At 38.6% G+C, this 16442-nt stretch carries 16 protein-coding genes; 11 read left to right on the top strand and 5 right to left on the bottom strand.

What is annotated here, in order from left to right; all coding sequences use genetic code 11:
* Nucleotides 1–28: 28 nt before the first annotated feature.
* The gene (locus tag B3139_RS13155; protein WP_293883807.1) at nt 29–3043 is read right to left on the bottom strand and encodes a DUF2723 domain-containing protein; all 3015 of its coding nucleotides are present in this window, start codon (nt 3041–3043) and stop codon (nt 29–31) included.
* An 801-nt stretch (nt 3044–3844) separates the two neighbouring features.
* On the opposite strand from B3139_RS13155, the gene B3139_RS13150 reads away from it, so the two are divergent.
* From B3139_RS13150 to pth, 3 genes are all read left to right on the top strand, one after another.
* The gene (locus B3139_RS13150) at nt 3845–4801 is read left to right on the top strand and encodes a ribose-phosphate pyrophosphokinase (RefSeq protein WP_293883805.1); all 957 of its coding nucleotides are present in this window, start codon (nt 3845–3847) and stop codon (nt 4799–4801) included.
* 567 nt (nt 4802–5368) lie between these two features.
* Nucleotides 5369–5965 carry a 50S ribosomal protein L25/general stress protein Ctc gene (locus B3139_RS13145; protein WP_209580563.1) on the top strand — a complete coding sequence of 199 codons (597 nt, stop codon included), beginning with the start codon at nt 5369–5371 and terminating at the stop codon, nt 5963–5965.
* A gap of 81 nt (nt 5966–6046) precedes the next feature.
* Complete coding sequence (pth, locus tag B3139_RS13140; protein ID WP_209580561.1) at nt 6047–6610, top strand: aminoacyl-tRNA hydrolase; 564 nt, start codon at nt 6047–6049, stop codon at nt 6608–6610.
* Between the two features lies 1 nt (nt 6611).
* Here the strand turns inward: pth and B3139_RS13135 are convergent, their stop codons facing one another.
* The 4 genes from B3139_RS13135 to B3139_RS13120 form a co-directional block, all read right to left on the bottom strand.
* Entirely contained in the window at nt 6612–6752 is a 141-nt protein-coding gene (locus B3139_RS13135) for a type II toxin-antitoxin system YoeB family toxin (protein WP_209580559.1), read from the bottom strand.
* Between the two features lie 75 nt (nt 6753–6827).
* Nucleotides 6828–7031: a hypothetical protein gene (locus B3139_RS13130; RefSeq protein WP_209580558.1), complete on the bottom strand. Its 204-nt coding sequence runs from the start codon at nt 7029–7031 to the stop codon at nt 6828–6830.
* A gap of 66 nt (nt 7032–7097) precedes the next feature.
* Nucleotides 7098–8879 (bottom strand): M56 family metallopeptidase, encoded by a 1782-nt coding sequence (locus B3139_RS13125; RefSeq protein ID WP_293883799.1) that lies wholly within the window; start codon nt 8877–8879, stop codon nt 7098–7100.
* Between the two features lie 4 nt (nt 8880–8883).
* Nucleotides 8884–9246: a BlaI/MecI/CopY family transcriptional regulator gene (locus B3139_RS13120; protein WP_209580554.1), complete on the bottom strand. Its 363-nt coding sequence runs from the start codon at nt 9244–9246 to the stop codon at nt 8884–8886.
* Nucleotides 9247–9582: 336 nt separating this feature from the next.
* Between B3139_RS13120 and B3139_RS13115 the strand changes: the two genes are divergently transcribed.
* The 8 genes from B3139_RS13115 to nuoK all read left to right on the top strand — a co-directional run bounded on the left by B3139_RS13115 (nt 9583) and on the right by nuoK (nt 16439).
* Complete coding sequence (locus B3139_RS13115; RefSeq protein ID WP_293883796.1) at nt 9583–10953, top strand: hypothetical protein; 1371 nt, start codon at nt 9583–9585, stop codon at nt 10951–10953.
* 5 nt (nt 10954–10958) lie between these two features.
* Nucleotides 10959–11966 (top strand): SPFH domain-containing protein, encoded by a 1008-nt coding sequence (locus tag B3139_RS13110; RefSeq protein WP_209580552.1) that lies wholly within the window; start codon nt 10959–10961, stop codon nt 11964–11966.
* Between the two features lie 6 nt (nt 11967–11972).
* Nucleotides 11973–12218, top strand: coding sequence for a hypothetical protein (locus tag B3139_RS13105; protein ID WP_209580546.1), 246 nt, complete (start codon nt 11973–11975; stop codon nt 12216–12218).
* Between the two features lie 189 nt (nt 12219–12407).
* Complete coding sequence (locus B3139_RS13100) at nt 12408–13694, top strand: citrate synthase (protein ID WP_209580544.1); 1287 nt, start codon at nt 12408–12410, stop codon at nt 13692–13694.
* A gap of 250 nt (nt 13695–13944) precedes the next feature.
* Nucleotides 13945–15018, top strand: coding sequence for an NADH-quinone oxidoreductase subunit NuoH (gene nuoH / locus B3139_RS13095; RefSeq protein WP_209580543.1), 1074 nt, complete (start codon nt 13945–13947; stop codon nt 15016–15018).
* A 6-nt stretch (nt 15019–15024) separates the two neighbouring features.
* Entirely contained in the window at nt 15025–15588 is a 564-nt protein-coding gene (locus tag B3139_RS13090; protein WP_293883790.1) for a 4Fe-4S binding protein, read from the top strand.
* A 3-nt stretch (nt 15589–15591) separates the two neighbouring features.
* On the top strand, nt 15592–16134 hold the full coding sequence (locus B3139_RS13085) for an NADH-quinone oxidoreductase subunit J (RefSeq protein WP_293883788.1): 543 nt from the start codon (nt 15592–15594) through the stop codon (nt 16132–16134).
* Entirely contained in the window at nt 16131–16439 is a 309-nt protein-coding gene (nuoK, locus tag B3139_RS13080) for an NADH-quinone oxidoreductase subunit NuoK (RefSeq protein ID WP_209580538.1), read from the top strand. Before B3139_RS13085 ends, nuoK begins: the two co-directional genes overlap by 4 nt.
* Nucleotides 16440–16442: the final 3 nt, after the last annotated feature.

Raw genomic sequence — 16442 nt, 5'->3', positions numbered from 1 at the left:
CCTTATCTTAAAATGGTATCGCTAACAATTACTCAACACCATATTGTTGTTTATATGATTTCTCCAAATCGGTCACCTGCTGTAGCAACTGTTTTTCCGATGTGGTAGCCAAAATGCTCTTATAGGCACCCAAGGCGCGTAAAGCTGTACCAATATTAGAATATTCCAGCTCAGGCTTTGTCTGCGCAATATCCTGATACCACCGCATATTTTGTGTCATAAATTTCAGGTTACGGTTTACGATCTCATTTGCACGTTTCGTTTCACCTGTTTCATACAACACATTGATAATTGGAATATACCCCAAAATATCACGCATCAGATAAACACGCTTCGGCATCTTTTCATAAGTTTCGACGGCAACTTTACGCGCCTCATCCTTATGTCCCTCCATCAATAACTGTGTTGCTGTACCCCCCATTACTGTATTTGTAATCATGGTAATCATACGGTAAGACTCTGGATCCAAGTAAGAAGCATGTGCCATATTACCCCATTGATATTTTGTGGTAATGTCTCTATAAGCAGACTGAGTATCGACCAATGTACCTTCTGCTCCTGCAGGAGTTGCAATCGGCATTAAGCGCAATGCAAAGCCCTCTTGCACCAAATACTTATCTAAACCAAGGTAATTATCATTTGGAACTGTCGCCGCAAAATAAATTGGACGTTTCCAATCGTTATTTAACAATACGTTTAAGATTGACAGCTCCGCTCTAGAAATATAATTTCTATTGTAAGTCCAGCTCATGGTATCCACAATCGATTCTTGCCATGCTTTAGGAACTACGTTATTTTTCAGAACGGATTCTTTGTTTACCGGAAGGCTAAAGTTTTTGGTCGGCAGGAAGTTTTCAAACTTACCACCTCTCAATTCCAATTTGTTCTTTTGATCGTCCGATAATAAAATTTGCATAATCAAATCCAGATCAACATGTCCCGGTACTTTCATATCCTGATAGTAAAGTACCTCACGCACGCCTTTTTTGAACTTTTCATCATCAATATTGATTGGCAAACCGTCGGCCTGATTCACTTTTTGCTTCATCTGACGCATGTACCAGTCCGAACTCAATAAACTTAAGTTCACCACGCGTACATCCGGACGATAATTTTCAACTTCCTGAACATACCACAACGGATAAGTATCGTTGTCACCATAGGTAAACAAGATTGCATTTGGCGCGCAAGAAGCCAGGTAGTTTTTCGCTAAATCGCGGGCAGTCGTCTTCTCCGAGCGGTCGTGATCATCCCAGTTCTGGAAGCCCAACAATACCGGAGCACCCAACAAACAAGCAACTGTAGCTGCACCAGCAGCAATTTTACCATCCATTTTTTTGCTTAAATAATCGGCAATAGCGAAAACCCCTAGCCCGATCCAGATGGCAAAAGCATAGAATGAACCTGCATAGGCATAGTCACGCTCACGAGGCTGAAGTGGGCTCTGATTTAAATACAATACAATGGCTAGCCCAGTAAAGAAAAACAATAAACCGACGATTCCCGCATCACGTTGCCGCTTCCCAAAATGCCAGAATGCGCCAATTAAACCAATAATCAAAGGCAAGAAGTAATATTTATTATTCGATGGATCAGTCTTTAATGAATCCGGAATAGCATTTTGTCCACCATTATGCATTTGATCAATCGGCTTGATACCCGCCTGCCAATTACCCTCTGTAAATGACCCTTGACCTTGTTGGTCATTTTGCCGGCCGGCAAAATTCCACAAGAAATAACGGCCATACATATGTCCGATCTGATAACTGAAAAAGAACTTGAGGTTATCGGCGAAAGTCGGAGACTGCCCATCTGGAATTTTCAAATAATCACGGTAATATTCGATATGTCCTTGATCGCGTGAGCTGTAGACACGTGGGAAAAACATGGTCTTATCGTATTTATAGTCCATACCGTTTTCCACCTTCGTATACTTGTCTTTATCTTTTCTGTAGGTATAGGTCGGCTCAGCATCAACGACCTGCGCATCAAATGTAGGTCCATTTAAAAGAGGTTCACTAGCATATTGCTCGCGTCCCAAATAGCTTACAAAAGAAAACGCATTATCTGGATCACTGTTATTTAAGGTAGGATTCGCCTTGGCACGCACCATGATCATGGCAAAGGAGCTATAACCAAAAATGATAAATGCAGTACTGATCAAGATCAGATTCAACATGGGTTTAACCTTCTTGATCGAATACCAAATACCATAGACAAATAAAGCGACAGCTAAAATCATGAACAGATTAAATCCAGTCCCAAAGCCCATGCCCAAGCTATTTACAAAAAATAGATCAAAATAGGCTGCAGCTTTGACCGTATATTGGATAATTCCCCATAAAATCAGGCCCAAAACAACCACACCTGTTAAAAATGCTTTTATTGCTCCCGAGGAGGTTATTGTTTTTGAACGCTTAAAATAAATCACCAAAGCAATTGCAGGAATTACCAATAAGTTGAGCAAATGTACCCCGATAGAAAGTCCCATCACATAAGCGATAAAGATCAACCAGCGGTCCGCACCAGCCTCATCGGCATGATTTTCCCATTTTAAAATCCCCCAAAATACTACTGCAGTACATAAAGAAGACATCGCATACACCTCAGACTCTACGGCCGAAAACCAAAATGTATCTGTAAAAGCATAGGCTAATGCACCTACTGCCCCCGAACCAAATATTTTAATTAAATCGGTCGACGTATACGATCCATCAACACCCTTTACAACGATTTTCTTTGCTAAGGCTGTAATTGTCCAAAACAAAAACAAAATGGTCAGACCACTACATACCGCCGATCCGACATTCATCCAGAACGCAATTCGTGTAACATCTCCACCAGCAAGGTTGGAGAATATATTCTGAATCATTAAGAATAAAGGTGCTCCCGGCTGGTGCACAATTTGGAGCTTGAAGGCTGAAGCGATAAACTCACCACAATCCCACCAACTCGTCGATCGTTCGGCAGTCATGACATATGCTACTGTTGCAATTAGCGCACATATCCATCCTAAAAGATTGTTGATTTTAGTATAGTTCATAAAATGATAACTGTAAAAAGTATTATTAATACGGCTCGAAAATAAGGATAAGTTAATAAGAAATGAACTTTATTCTGATTTTTTAACACATATTGATTGAAACAATTTCATTATGTGAACCAATATTGGCTGTAAAGAAAGGATATAAAACTGTACGCATATACTTTTATAGACCGACAGCACCACTGAAAAATGGTCGATGTAAAGATTTTTCGGCATCAAAGAAAAATTATTTATTTGAAAATCAGCCGAAATGCACTTTACAGGACATTTTTATTTGCAGAAATAAGAATAGTCCGTATATTTGCATCATCAAATGTGAACGACATCATCACGATCGAAAGCACTTTTGAATTGTTTGTCCGATAGTATAAGGGTAGTACGACAGTTTTTGGTTCTGTTTGTCTTGGTTCGAATCCAGGTCGGACAACAAACAATAGAAAAGGCTTGCATTTGCAAGCCTTTTCTGCGTTATATGCAAGGCTTATATTTATAAAAGGGTTCAGATTTTTTTAAATTGCATTTTGATTTTTAAAACAAATCTCTATCTTTGCGTCGTCAAAAAGAAAAAGACGGAAACGTTGACTTTTTAGAGACATTGTCCGATAGTATAAGGGTAGTACGACAGTTTTTGGTTCTGTTTGTCTTGGTTCGAATCCAGGTCGGACAACTTTTAAAGTTAAGCATATATGGATTGTGAAAACAATCCATTTTTTTTAATGTTTAACTTTAAAAAATAGTCAGGGAATAAAAATATTGAATAAACGACAATACAACAACCCAACATAAATATACAAAACCATGCCTTTGCAATTCAACACGGTTAAACTATTTGCAGGTTCTGGCACTACAGAACTAGCCGAAAAAATCGCACAATCTTACGGGAAACCACTAGGAGACAAAACATTATCACGTTTTAGCGACGGTGAGATTCAACCATTCTACAATGAATCTGTTCGCGGAAGCGATGTTTTCATTATCCAGTCAACCAACCAACCTACCGACAATCTTTTTGAATTATTATTGATGACAGATGCAGCGAAGAGAGCTTCAGCGCATTACATCACAGCGGTAGTCCCTTACTTTGGTTTCGCAAGACAAGATCGAAAAGACAAACCAAGAGTTGCTATCGGCGCTAAAATGATTGCTAATCTGTTGACAGCTGCTGGTATCCACCGCATCATGACGATGGATCTTCACGCAGCTCAAATCCAAGGGTTTTTCGATATCCCTGTTGATCATTTGGATGGCTCTATTATCTTTGTTCCTTATATCAAATCACTAAAACTTCCGAATTTAACGATTGCTTCTCCAGATATGGGCGGTTCGTACCGAGCACGTACTTTTGCTAAATTTTTCAATGCAGAAGTTATTATCTGTGATAAACGCCGTAAGCGTGCGAATGAAATCGAATCGATGTCGATCATCGGCGACGTTACAGGTCAAGATGTTGTTTTGATCGATGATATCTGTGATACGGCCGGTACACTTTCAAAAGCAGCGGCATTGATTATGGAAAACGGTGCAAAATCTGTCAGAGCAGTTTGTACGCATGCTGTGCTATCAGGAAAAGCTTATGAAACCATTGAAAATTCTGTATTGTCAGAAATGATCGTGACGGATACGATTCAATTGGATCCAGAAAAAGCAAAACAATCGACCAAAATCAAAGTGTTATCCACAGCTGATTTATTCGCGAAAGCCATAAAAAGCGTCAATCAACACTCTTCTATTTCTGACTTATTTGAAGTAGAATAAGCGTTGCGTTTTAGCTATTAAATATTGGACTCTGGTGCGTGAAGCCTTTAGCGAAACGACCAGAGTCTTTTTTTTGTATGGCACCATCCCCCCTTTTCTAAAAGCAACAACTATTTAAAAATACTATTTCGCGTGGTTCCTCTTTTTAGCCCTAGGCGAATAGCTTTCTAGTTCATACATAAGTGAACAATACTTGATTTATATCAATTCCTACATTACCGAGGGGACAACAGGGGTAAAACCCCTATTAACCCCCTGTTATTTCCCTACTAAAAGAGTCCTATTTCGGTTTTAATATAGGAAATGGTATCTATTTGTTCTTAAATTGAGCTAAGCAACAAATTTGAATAGGTATAATCATGAGAATGGAAAAGTTCATAATCTTGAATAAGTGCCTGTTTTCGAGGTAATATCAGTCGTATTTTTTGATAATACCAGAAATTAGATTATCTTTGCACCTCAAATTTATAAAAAATTAAAAGATGAAACCGAGATGTAAATAGCATTGTCAGAAAAACAATTGTTATTTACTCGAGCTCTCATCAACCATTAAAAAAAAATTAAAAGATGAAATCAATTGCTATTAGCGGTTCTGTAAGACAGAACGTAGGGAAAAGAGATGCAAAAGAATTGCGTTACCAAGGCTTAGTACCAGCAGTACTTTACGGTGGTACAGAGCAAACAGCTCTTTCTGTGTCCGCAGCTGATTTGAAACCAGTTCTTTACACTGCTGACGTAATCATTGTTGAATTAAACATTGAAGGTCAAACTAAAAGAGCTATCGTTCAAGACGCACAATTCCACCCATTAACTGATTTAGTTACTCACGTTGACTTTTTAGAGTTATTCGATGACAAAGAAGTATCATTGAATATCCCTATCAAATTGACAGGAACTTCTCCAGGTGTTAAAATGGGGGGTAAATTAGTTCAAAAATTACGTAATTTACGCGTAAAAGCTTTACCTGCAAACTTACCGCAAGAAATTGAAGTACCAATGGAATCTTTAGAGGTTGGTAAATCAGTTCGTGTGGGTCAAATTCAATTAGAAAACGCAAAAGTATTGAACAATGCTGATGATACAATCGTATCAGTAATCATGTCTCGTGCATTGCGTCAAGCTGAACAAGAAGCTGCTAAAGCAACTAAAGGTGGTAAAAAATAATCTGAACAAGATTTTAAGATACTGCAGAAAGCACCGGAATTCGGTGCTTTTTTTGTTTACTAAAATTTTTATTTTTGCATCATGAATTATCTTATCGTTGGATTAGGCAATATTGGCAGTGAATATGCCGACACAAGGCATAATATCGGTTTTATGGTTGCCGATGAGCTTGTTAAACAGGCCAGTGCTAGCTTCTCCTTGCTGAAATTAGCCTATTATAGTGAATTTAAGCAACGAGGGCATAATGTCACCGTCATTAAACCTACGACTTACATGAACTTAAGTGGAAAAGCTGTTAATTATTATATGCAACAATGTAAAGTCCCAATTGAGCATGTATTGGTAATTGTGGATGATTTGGCGATCCCTTTCGGCTCACTACGCATGAAGCCCAAAGGAAGTAGCGCTGGTCACAACGGACTAAAATCCATTGAACAGCTTTGCGGTGGACAAGCATATCCCCGTTTACGTTTCGGCATTGGAGACAACTACCCAAAAGGTAGACAGGTAGATTATGTACTTGGCCCTTTTGATAAAGATGAACAAGCAGAGTTACCGGCTCTGATAGACCATTCCGTTAAAATGATCCAGAGTTTTGTTAATATAGGCATCGAGCTAACCATGACTAATCTGAATACAAAATAAGTCACTTGTTGTTGTAATGCCCCAGTGCTTGGATCACAACGACAGCAGTCTCATCTTCAAAAATTTCATAAATAAGGCGATCTTTCTTATTGATCGCCCTACTCCAAATTTCGCCGTCAAAATATTTTAATTGTTCGGTCAATTCTTGTCCTATCAGATTTACGTCCAGATTTTTTTATCATTTGCAAATCTCTAATCGCTTTTTTTGAATATTGGATTAAATACTTTCCCATATATTCTTGCTATCCAATTGGACTAATTCACCTCTTTCTTTCTCAGCTCTAGCTTCTTTCACGCGGTCATTTAATTTCGACGATCTATCTTCAGACTCAACTTTTATTTTTGTCCCACCGAGTGCCTTTAGCACCGCTTTAATCTTTTCTACTTCAGAAGAATCTATTTGAAATGATAATATTGCCATAACCCTTTCGTTTTTACAAAAAAAAACAACTCCACAAACGGAAAAGCCAAATATATCGGCTTTTTCTTATCGAATGGATAATTGCCCCCTTTCTTTTTTAACCGCTTCTCCTTTTTCTTTCTCTAACTCAGTCTTAGTTACTTTGTTCCCTTTCCCAGAAAGACCGTCTTCTACATCAGAAGATGCTGCCTTAGGATGTTCCTCTGCATATGCCTTGGTGGTCACAATGATAACGCCATTCTCCGCCTGATCACCATATAGTGCCGTAGCAGGATTATTTTTCAAAACCGATATGTTATCGATTGTATTCGGGTCTAACCCACTTAACTGAGCGTCTTCGACAATTTTCCCGTCGACCACAAATAGAGGATTATCCTTAGCTCCATGAACTCCACGAAACTTAATACTGCTGACAGCAACTTTCCTCGATCCATCATTTGATAACCCAATGCTATTTCCAGAGATTCCCTCCGCTCGGCCTTTAAGCTCTGGTTCAGTCGTATTTACAGATTTATACCCCGCCACAACAACTTTCGTAGGATTTCCATTTACCTTAATCTTAGGATTACCTGCATTGTCCTTTTTATCATTAGTAAAAGTAAGGGTCTGATTCGTTACCATAGGTAAACCATTTTTCTTCAACGTAACAAGGACAACGCCGTTCTTGCCTTTTTCACCATATATTGCCTTACCATTATCCTTTATTACATTGATCGATTCGATTTCCGACGATGGAATAGCAGACATAATGGTTGAATAGAGCGGCTCCTTTTCAGACTTCATATTTGTCCGAAAATGAATCGTATCTCTAACACCTTTTGGCTTCAAGGTATCCTTTGTCATTTGCCTGGTAAGCAAATCTTCCGCTAAAGGCTTACTTACCTTGCTACTTATCGTTGCAGGCAAAGCAACATCAACTTGTAAGTCCTTGTCCAACTGAATAACAGCCGTCTTATTTACCTGCTCCACTACCCCTTCTATACTCCCCTCGGCTTTACTTACTGTAAATGCGGCTCCCGTCAATAAAAATACCGGTAAAAGAAAGGCATATTTACTCAGCTCTATTTTCGATGATCGCTTCTTGTTCATCATCATAATACGACGTTTTAAAAGTTTAAAATTAAATTGATTGCTCAATCCCACCGAGCCCCCCTTTTTGGACACGTTCAATAAGCTGTACTGGTAGGTTTGCTTGTCCACTCCTTTATCAAGGACCTGTTGATCAGTCAAGAACTCCAAATTTTGGCGAATGGCCCTGCGCATGAGCCAAACGAAAGGATTGTACCAACAACACACCAATATCATTTCAAACAATAAAATATCTAGACTGTGAAGGCCTTTCACATGAATATCCTCATGCTTAAAAATATCTTTCAGTTCAGCCTCCTGATGCTGCCCCTTATTGACATATATTTTATTCAAAAACGAAAATGGAACAACCGGAATAAGCACATTCCGGAATAAATACGTCCGCCATTGATCGGACTTCGAATTCAGATGAATCCGCAATAAACTCAATAACTGAAATACAAATTTCAATAACAATAAAACGGCACCGGTCACAAACAGGATTTCCACCAGCCTTCCTAAAGATAGCTGTTGTTGGACCTCCGGCTCCGTCATATATAGTGAAATCTGCTCGCCTACTCCCCCCAGATTCAGCCCGCGCTGTACGAACAAAGACTTTAAATCCAAAAATGGATACATAAAAGCAAAAAGTCCACCCACTAGGAAGTATACCCGATTTAGCACATAGAATGTCAGCCCTTTCAATAGTCCAATATATCCCAAATAGATAATACCCAACAACAGATTAACTTGTATAATATAGGTGAGTAAGGTTTCCATGCTATCAAGATTTATTATGCTTAATCATGTCCATAATTTCCTTTAATTCATCAGCTGTTAGTTTCTCTTCCTGCACAAAGAAAGATACCATCTCCTTATAGGAATTTTTAAAATAATCACCGACAAAGGAATTCATAAATTTCGCTTTATAATCTTCCTCACTCACCATCGGTTCATAGCGCTTAGCGTTGGCATAACGCACTGCTTTCACAAAATCTTTACGTTCCAGATTCTTTACTGTTGAAGCCAAGGTGGTATAAGGCATCTTTTCACCTTTGATATTATCTAAGATCTCCTTTATAAATCCTCCATTGAGACTCCAAATCGACTGCATTGCCTGTTCTTCCTGTGCTGTTAATTTTTCCATGCCTGTATCTACTTTATCTAATCTTTCACTAATCTACGAACAATTCGTAAATATAAAAAATCTTTTTATACTGAGTTATATAATCGACAGTAAATAGCATCAGTCCTATTAGATCAAAAAAGAAATCGCTCATTTTCTGCGTTTTTAAACTCAAATCCCACGAATATAAGTTAGCTGGCAGAAAATTTGTTATAGGATTATTTTAATTCTAAATTCACTATAAATCGTGTCCTGCATTGGAAAGAAAAAAAATCAATTGGATAAATTCACTGCAATCCGATCGATTGGAAGCATGAAAAGTAATAAGATGATTCAAGATAAATACAATTAAGATCAATGGCTAAAAATATTAAAGCGATCAAATGTCCGCATTGTGGGAGTATAAAAGTTACCACACTACGTCCGGATTATTATAAATGTGACAGCTGCGGAACAGAATTTTTTCTCGATAGCGACGATATCAATATCAATCACAACTATAACTATCCGCGCAACAATACAGATCAATATAAGGCCCTTCGGATTGTCCTATTCGCCGTTGTGGGATTTATCGCGGTCATGTTTATCATCGGGGCTATAAGTGCTATTTTTTCCAAGAAACCTGAGCCGAGTTATTCCACTTATAGTGGTTCCAACTCAGCGAACGAGAAAGAAGAAGTAGAACCGCTTGAATGGAACTATGCGAGTAATACGTTATTCATGGACAAAAATAATACGCCGCATGTTGTGGTCGTTGGTAATGTAGGAACTTTTAGGAAAAGAATGGATTCAACCAAAGACAACAAGGTATACATTGGGCTTTTTGACCCTAAAACAGGTAAAAAAGAATGGGTAAAAGCATTGATGGAGACTCCCGTTGAATTATCGAGCAGCGACGTTAAACTTCAGGTATTTGAAGATCAAAACCTTTACATCATCGTCAAGTCCAAATACATCTATCAACTTGACAAAAACACGCTCACGTATAAGAGTGTTTTGGAAAATTATGTTAAAGATGCTCCATCTTTAAGTACTGGCATAGCCAAAGTTGAATTTAAGTATGAAGACTATGGTTCCGCTTATCAAATTATCAACAATGAAGGTCAAAATCTGGCCTATTACCCGTTAATAAATAAGGCGATACCGGATAAAGTGCTTTACGAGGAAAGAAGAAAAAAACTTCCCAATCCGACGACAAAAACGGAGTTTACTTTTTCAAGTAAGTCCAGCTATTATCCAGAGGAAAAAATTCAGTTAATCCAGTATACTTACCATTATCAATATGGATATCCTAAAGATACCCCACGGTTTTCTTGGGATAAGGATTATGGTGGATCGGGTATTTTTACCGACCGAGATCCCTATAAAAAAGTATTGATCAATCCGTGGCAATTTAAAGGAGCGCGTTTGATTAACTTTAAAGACTTTACACCAGGCAGACTTTACTTTCAGCCTATAGTCATCGCCCAGAATGACAAAACGCTCCTTATCGCCTATAAGCCAACACCAGCTGAAGACGATCCTTTCCAGATCCAACTGCTGGATATCACAACTGGGGCTATACAAAAAACCTTTACTACTGACCTCAAGTCCATCTATGGAAATGGGAGCCTGTTAAAAGACGGCTTTATTGTAAGAGGCTCGAGTGACTATTATTATTTTGATAATAATGGAAAACAAATCAACAAATTTGAAGGGTATAATCCCAAATTCGACACACTAAATTAATAACTATGGGACTATTTAATCTTTTTAACAACCAACTTTCTGAAGTTATCGAGTGGAAAAACCAAGACCCTCGATTATTATGGTATAAATTTCCATCCGAAAGGAATGAGATCAAAAATTCCAGCAAACTAATCCTCGCCCCAGGGCAGGGATGCATTCTTGTGTATGAAGGTAAAGGCGAAAATCTGCTAACCGAACCTGGAACGTATAACCTCAAAACGGATAATCATCCATTTTTTACTACGTTAGCACGACTACGGCAAAATTTTGAATCAGAGCACAAACTGTATATCTACTTTTTTCGCACGGCTGCTATCGTCAATCAATCCTGGGGAACAGGTTCTCCGATCAAATATATCGACCCACAATACAATTTACCTATAGAAATCGGTTTGAATGGTACATTTTCCTACCTGATCAATGAACCGGTCCATTTCTATAAAAACATTGTCGCCAATCAAAATACAGTCACTACAGCAGTCATCCAAGACATACTCAATAATCGCATTCCCCAACAAATTACCGCACAGATTGCACAAAAGAAGCTAGGCTATAATGAGATTGATAGCCAACTAGCATTACTATCTAACGATATCAAGACTGCAGTGGAACAAGATTTTAAAGATCTCGGGCTCGATATTACAGATTTTAAAATCCTAGGAACCCAATTTGATGCCAATACCAAAAGGAGGATTGGAGAAATCGCCGATCTAACCACGCAAAATCAAGCCGCACAGCAAGCAGGTTTAAGCTATGTTGAATTAGAAAAGTTACGCGCGCTGCGTGATGCCGCTAAAAATGAAGGTGGGATTGCGGGAGTGGGTGCACAACTTGGCGTCGGTATGGAACTTGGTAAGCAGTTTGATCTTCAAAAAGAGGAAATCAAAGGTCATATTCAGCAAGAAGGCGACTTCGTGGAGAAGCTCCAAAAGATGCAACTGCTACTTCGTGAAAATATCATTACCCAGGAAGAATTCGACGCATTAAAAAAACAGATTCTCAACAAAATATAACCCATTATGAAATATATATTCGGTATACTATTTACCTTGGTGATTCTCTTCGTTGCTACCTATTTCCTTTTGGGAATGTGGGGCATTCAGCTGTTAGCTGCCGAAAATTTCAGTAAAATTCTATGGACAACTGGAATACTGACCGCAACTTCTATTATTCTTGTGTGTTTTGTTATACTTCCTTTCTTTGGATCAGGTAAACATGGGAATTATGAAGATAAAGGAAAGGTTGCTCAGCGAAAAATAGATTAGCGCTTTGTACAATAAGGTAATGTTAAATTTGGATAAATGATTTGCTTATTTAAGTAAATTGTTAGTAGATATTATCCAATATGACGTAGTCATGTCATTTTAATTCCACAAGAACTTTCAATTTTAAATATCAAATAGTTAAATTTGTGAGATTAGCATAACAAATCAGATATAAGATAATATATAAACATGTCAGATAAAGCATCTATAAATTTAGACGGAACTTCTTATGACCTTCCGGTCGTTGTCGGTACTGAGAATGAAAAAGCAGTTGATATTTCCAAATTAAGAGATCTAAGCGGATTTATTACATTAGACCCAGGATATAAAAATACGGGTGCTACGAAGAGTGCGATTACTTTCCTTGACGGTGAAAAAGGCATATTGAGATATAGAGGATATCCCATTGAACAATTGGCAGAGAAATCGACTTTCTTGGAAGTTGCTTATTTGTTGATTTATGGAGAGCTTCCCAAAAAAGAGGTATTGGAAAAATTCAGAGCTGACATCAAAAAGCAAATGATGATCCACGAGGACATGAAAAATTTCTTCGCTGGATTTCCTTCCAAGTCACACCCAATGGGGCAACTTTCCTGTTTAGTTGGTGCATTATCGGCATTTTACCCAGAATCTTTAAATCCAAACTTAACAGATGAAGAAGAGGATCAAACGATCATCAATCTTTTGGCAAAAATGCCTACAATCGTTTCTTGGATCCAAAAGAAATCATTAGGACACCCTGTTGTATACCCTAAAAATAACCTTGGCTACATCGACAACTTCCTGAATATGTTGTTCGGAGAAGTTAACGACGAAAAAACATTCGATCCGGTTGTCATTGATGCTATGCACAAGTTGCTGATTTTGCATGCTGATCACGAGCAAAACTGTTCGACATCTACCGTTCGCATTGTAGGTTCGTCAAATGCAAACCTCTATGCATCTGTTGCTTCAGGTATTAATGCATTATGGGGGCCATTGCATGGAGGTGCAAACCAAGCGGTAATTGAAATGTTAGAAGCTATTAAAAATGATGGTGGTGATGCCGAAAAATATCTTGCCAAAGCGAAAGACAAAAACGATCCTTTCCGTTTAATGGGATTCGGTCACCGCGTTTATAAAAACTTTGACCCACGTGCTAAAATCATCAAAAAAGCATGTGACGATATTTTGGAAAAATTAGGTGTGCAAGACCCTGTATTGGATATCGCTAAGAAATTAGAAGAAGCTGCATTGAATGACCAATACTTCATCGACAGAAAACTTTATCCAAATGTTGATTTTTACTCTGGTATTATTTACCGTGCACTAGGTTTCAAAGCAGATATGTTTACGGTATTATTTGCCTTAGGCCGTCTCCCGGGATGGATTGCACAATGGAAAGAAATGCGTGAAAACAAAGAGCCTATCGGCCGTCCTAGACAGGTGTATGTTGGCCACACAGAACGTGATTACGTTGAATTCTCAAATCGTTAATTCGGTTTTGATTTATATCCGAAAAAGCATCCTTACAGGATGCTTTTTTCTTTTTATTGCAACTCCTGTGAATCCTTTGCAAGCACGAATGACCTATTCGATCAAACAATAAATAGCTGCTCGCCGCTACGCTATTGTCACGATAATCTACTTGTTAAGTATATTTTAATTTTTCCTTATCTAAATTCCCTGTTTTTCGTTAAGTTTGCGTATTGATTCGTCTCTTATTAAAAATCATTATAAATAAGACTTGCTAGAAAATGTACTACATATCTTGGTTCCTATTGCTATTTTCACCTTTATAGCAGCATTTACCTTATTTGCAGTATACGCCGAGCGAAAGATTGCTGGATTTGTCCAAGATCGGCTAGGTCCAATGGAAACCGGAAAATATGGTAGTCTTCAAACCATCGCTGATATTCTTAAATTACTCCAAAAAGAACTGATCACCCCTTCATCGGCAGATAAGATTCTCTTTAGGATTGCTCCTATCATTATTTTTGTTGCCGTCTTTACAGGGTTTGCCGTTATTCCTTGGGCAAAGGATTTTATTCCAGCCGATACGCATACCGGTTTATTTTTCATTATGGCGATAATTTCCATTGATGCTTTGGGCATTTTAATGGCTGGTTGGGGTTCCAACAATAAATATTCTTTGTTAGGCTCCATGCGTGCCATTGCACAGATGGTATCCTATGAAATACCGGTCGGCCTTTCGCTGATTACAGTTGTCATGCTTACACAAACCCTAAACCTGAATGAAATCGCTATTGGGCAGGGAATCCTCACCAATGGGAGCATTAAATTCTTGGGTATTTGGGAAGTTAATGAGATTGGCGGTCTCTTCGCCTGGAATATTTTTCAGGCTCCGCATTTGATTATCACCTACATCATATTCTTTATCGCTACTCTTGCCGAGTGTAATCGTGCTCCTTTTGATATTCCGGAAGCCGAATCTGAACTGGTCGGTGGTTTCCATACGGAATATGGTGGAATACAATTTGCCTTTATCTTTCTGGCCGAGTACGCTATGATGTTTTTGGTATCGATGTTGGGCGTTGTCCTCTTTTTAGGCGGCTGGAACACACCATTACCAAACATTGGGGCTGTACGCCTCGCAGATTGGACGACTGGTTTAGCTTGGGGAATATTTTGGACCTTAGCCAAATCATTCCTTATTGTAGGCATCCAAATGTGGATCCGATGGACATTACCGCGGTTACGTGCAGACCAATTGATGAGTTTATGTTGGAAAGTATTGACACCGCTGGCTTTTCTGTGTATGGCCATCTCTGCCATTTGGCGAATTTTAGTTATAGCATAGGATATTATGATATTTAAAACGGCTTCGCATGCATTTCGTACGGCAATCAAAGGTTTATCTTTGACTGTCAAACACCTGTTTGGTGCACGTCGCTCACGGACGGAATTAAATATCAAAAAAGAAAACTACTTTAATCAACAGGAAGGTATTGTGACGGTGCAGTATCCGCGTGAAAAAATGCCTATCCCGGAAGTCGCGCGTTACCAATTGCAGGTTGATATCGACGACTGTATTGTATGTGATCTTTGCGCTAAGGCATGTCCTGTGGACTGTATCGAAATTGAAGCGATCAAATCGCCAGAAGCGATCGGAAAGACTTCTGACGGTAGCGTCAAACGGTTATATCCCGCAAAATTCAATATTGATATGGCTAAATGCATGTATTGCGGCCTGTGCACGGTGGTATGTCCGACAGAATGTATTACCATGACCAATGCATATGACCGCAGCTCGCAAAAGCTGACCGATCTTATTTACGGGTTTTCAGACATGACTGACGAGCAGGTAGCTCAACGCAAAGCTGAATGGACACAGTTTCAAGCTGAAAAGGAGGCAGCAAAGCAAAAATAGAAAATGGAAAGTATTTTGTTCTACACTTTCGCTATCCTAGCAATCGGTTCGGCCCTTTTACTGGTCAATCTTAAAAATATCGCGCGCGCATTATTCCTGTTTTTTATTGTTTTATTTGCAATGGCAGGACTATACCTATTTGCTTTAGCTGATTTCGTGGCCATCACACAAATCATGGTCTATGTCGGAGGCGTACTCATTCTTATGCTGTTTGCCTTTATGCTGTCCAATAAAGAACTCCTAAAAGATCTTCAAGACAACAGCGGTTCCTTCTTAAGCATGCCCAAATGGCAAGCTATTCCAGTGGTACTTGGTTTTCTGTTACTGATGCTTTATGGCATCTTTGAATGGCAACAGGCACCATCAACGTGGATCATTCAGTCCATAGAAAATGGAAATAATATTACTGCGACTGATAACAATATTCATCAAATCGGATTACGTTTTATGACTTTTTACGTATTGCCTTTTGAAATTATATCGATATTTCTGATGATGGCTTTAATTGGAGCATCTCATTTATCCAGAAAGGAGCGTACACTATGATCACGCTGACCCATTTCTTGGTGGTGAGTGCGTGTATCTTTAGCATTGGACTCTACACCGTTCTTTCCAAGAAAAATGCGATTATGATTTTGGTTGGTATTGAATTAATGATCAATGCAGCTATCCTGAATTTTGTTGCCTTTGGGAAATATGATAAAGTGAGTTATGGTGGGCAAATTTTTGCGTTGTTTGCGATTGTTCTAGCAGCGGCAGCTGTAGCCGTTGGATTGGCTATTGTATTAAATGTTTATAGACATTACAACACCATTAATCCGGATGAGGTAAACCAATTAAAAGACAAATAAACA

This window comes from Sphingobacterium sp. UBA1498, from assembly GCF_002325125.1.
GTDB lineage: Bacteria > Bacteroidota > Bacteroidia > Sphingobacteriales > Sphingobacteriaceae > Sphingobacterium.
This window is presented reverse-complemented; position numbering and strand designations above follow the sequence as displayed.

Bases quoted from the DNA above. Each gene is read 5' to 3' on its own strand.
- B3139_RS13150 (WP_293883805.1), top strand. From the start codon at position 3,845: ATGCCTTTGCAATTCAACACGGTTAAACTATTTGCAGGTTCTGGCACT.
- pth (WP_209580561.1), top strand. From the start codon at position 6,047: ATGAATTATCTTATCGTTGGATTAGGCAATATTGGCAGTGAATATGCC.
- B3139_RS13125 (WP_293883799.1), bottom strand. From the start codon at position 8,879: ATGGAAACCTTACTCACCTATATTATACAAGTTAATCTGTTGTTGGGT.
- B3139_RS13085 (WP_293883788.1), top strand. From the start codon at position 15,592: ATGGAAAGTATTTTGTTCTACACTTTCGCTATCCTAGCAATCGGTTCG.
- B3139_RS13145 (WP_209580563.1), top strand. From the start codon at position 5,369: ATGAAATCAATTGCTATTAGCGGTTCTGTAAGACAGAACGTAGGGAAA.
- B3139_RS13155 (WP_293883807.1), bottom strand. From the start codon at position 3,043: ATGAACTATACTAAAATCAACAATCTTTTAGGATGGATATGTGCGCTA.
- B3139_RS13100 (WP_209580544.1), top strand. From the start codon at position 12,408: ATGTCAGATAAAGCATCTATAAATTTAGACGGAACTTCTTATGACCTT.
- B3139_RS13090 (WP_293883790.1), top strand. From the start codon at position 15,025: ATGATATTTAAAACGGCTTCGCATGCATTTCGTACGGCAATCAAAGGT.
- B3139_RS13110 (WP_209580552.1), top strand. From the start codon at position 10,959: ATGGGACTATTTAATCTTTTTAACAACCAACTTTCTGAAGTTATCGAG.
- nuoK (WP_209580538.1), top strand. From the start codon at position 16,131: ATGATCACGCTGACCCATTTCTTGGTGGTGAGTGCGTGTATCTTTAGC.
- B3139_RS13120 (WP_209580554.1), bottom strand. From the start codon at position 9,246: ATGGAAAAATTAACAGCACAGGAAGAACAGGCAATGCAGTCGATTTGG.
- B3139_RS13130 (WP_209580558.1), bottom strand. From the start codon at position 7,031: ATGGCAATATTATCATTTCAAATAGATTCTTCTGAAGTAGAAAAGATT.
- B3139_RS13105 (WP_209580546.1), top strand. From the start codon at position 11,973: ATGAAATATATATTCGGTATACTATTTACCTTGGTGATTCTCTTCGTT.
- B3139_RS13115 (WP_293883796.1), top strand. From the start codon at position 9,583: ATGGCTAAAAATATTAAAGCGATCAAATGTCCGCATTGTGGGAGTATA.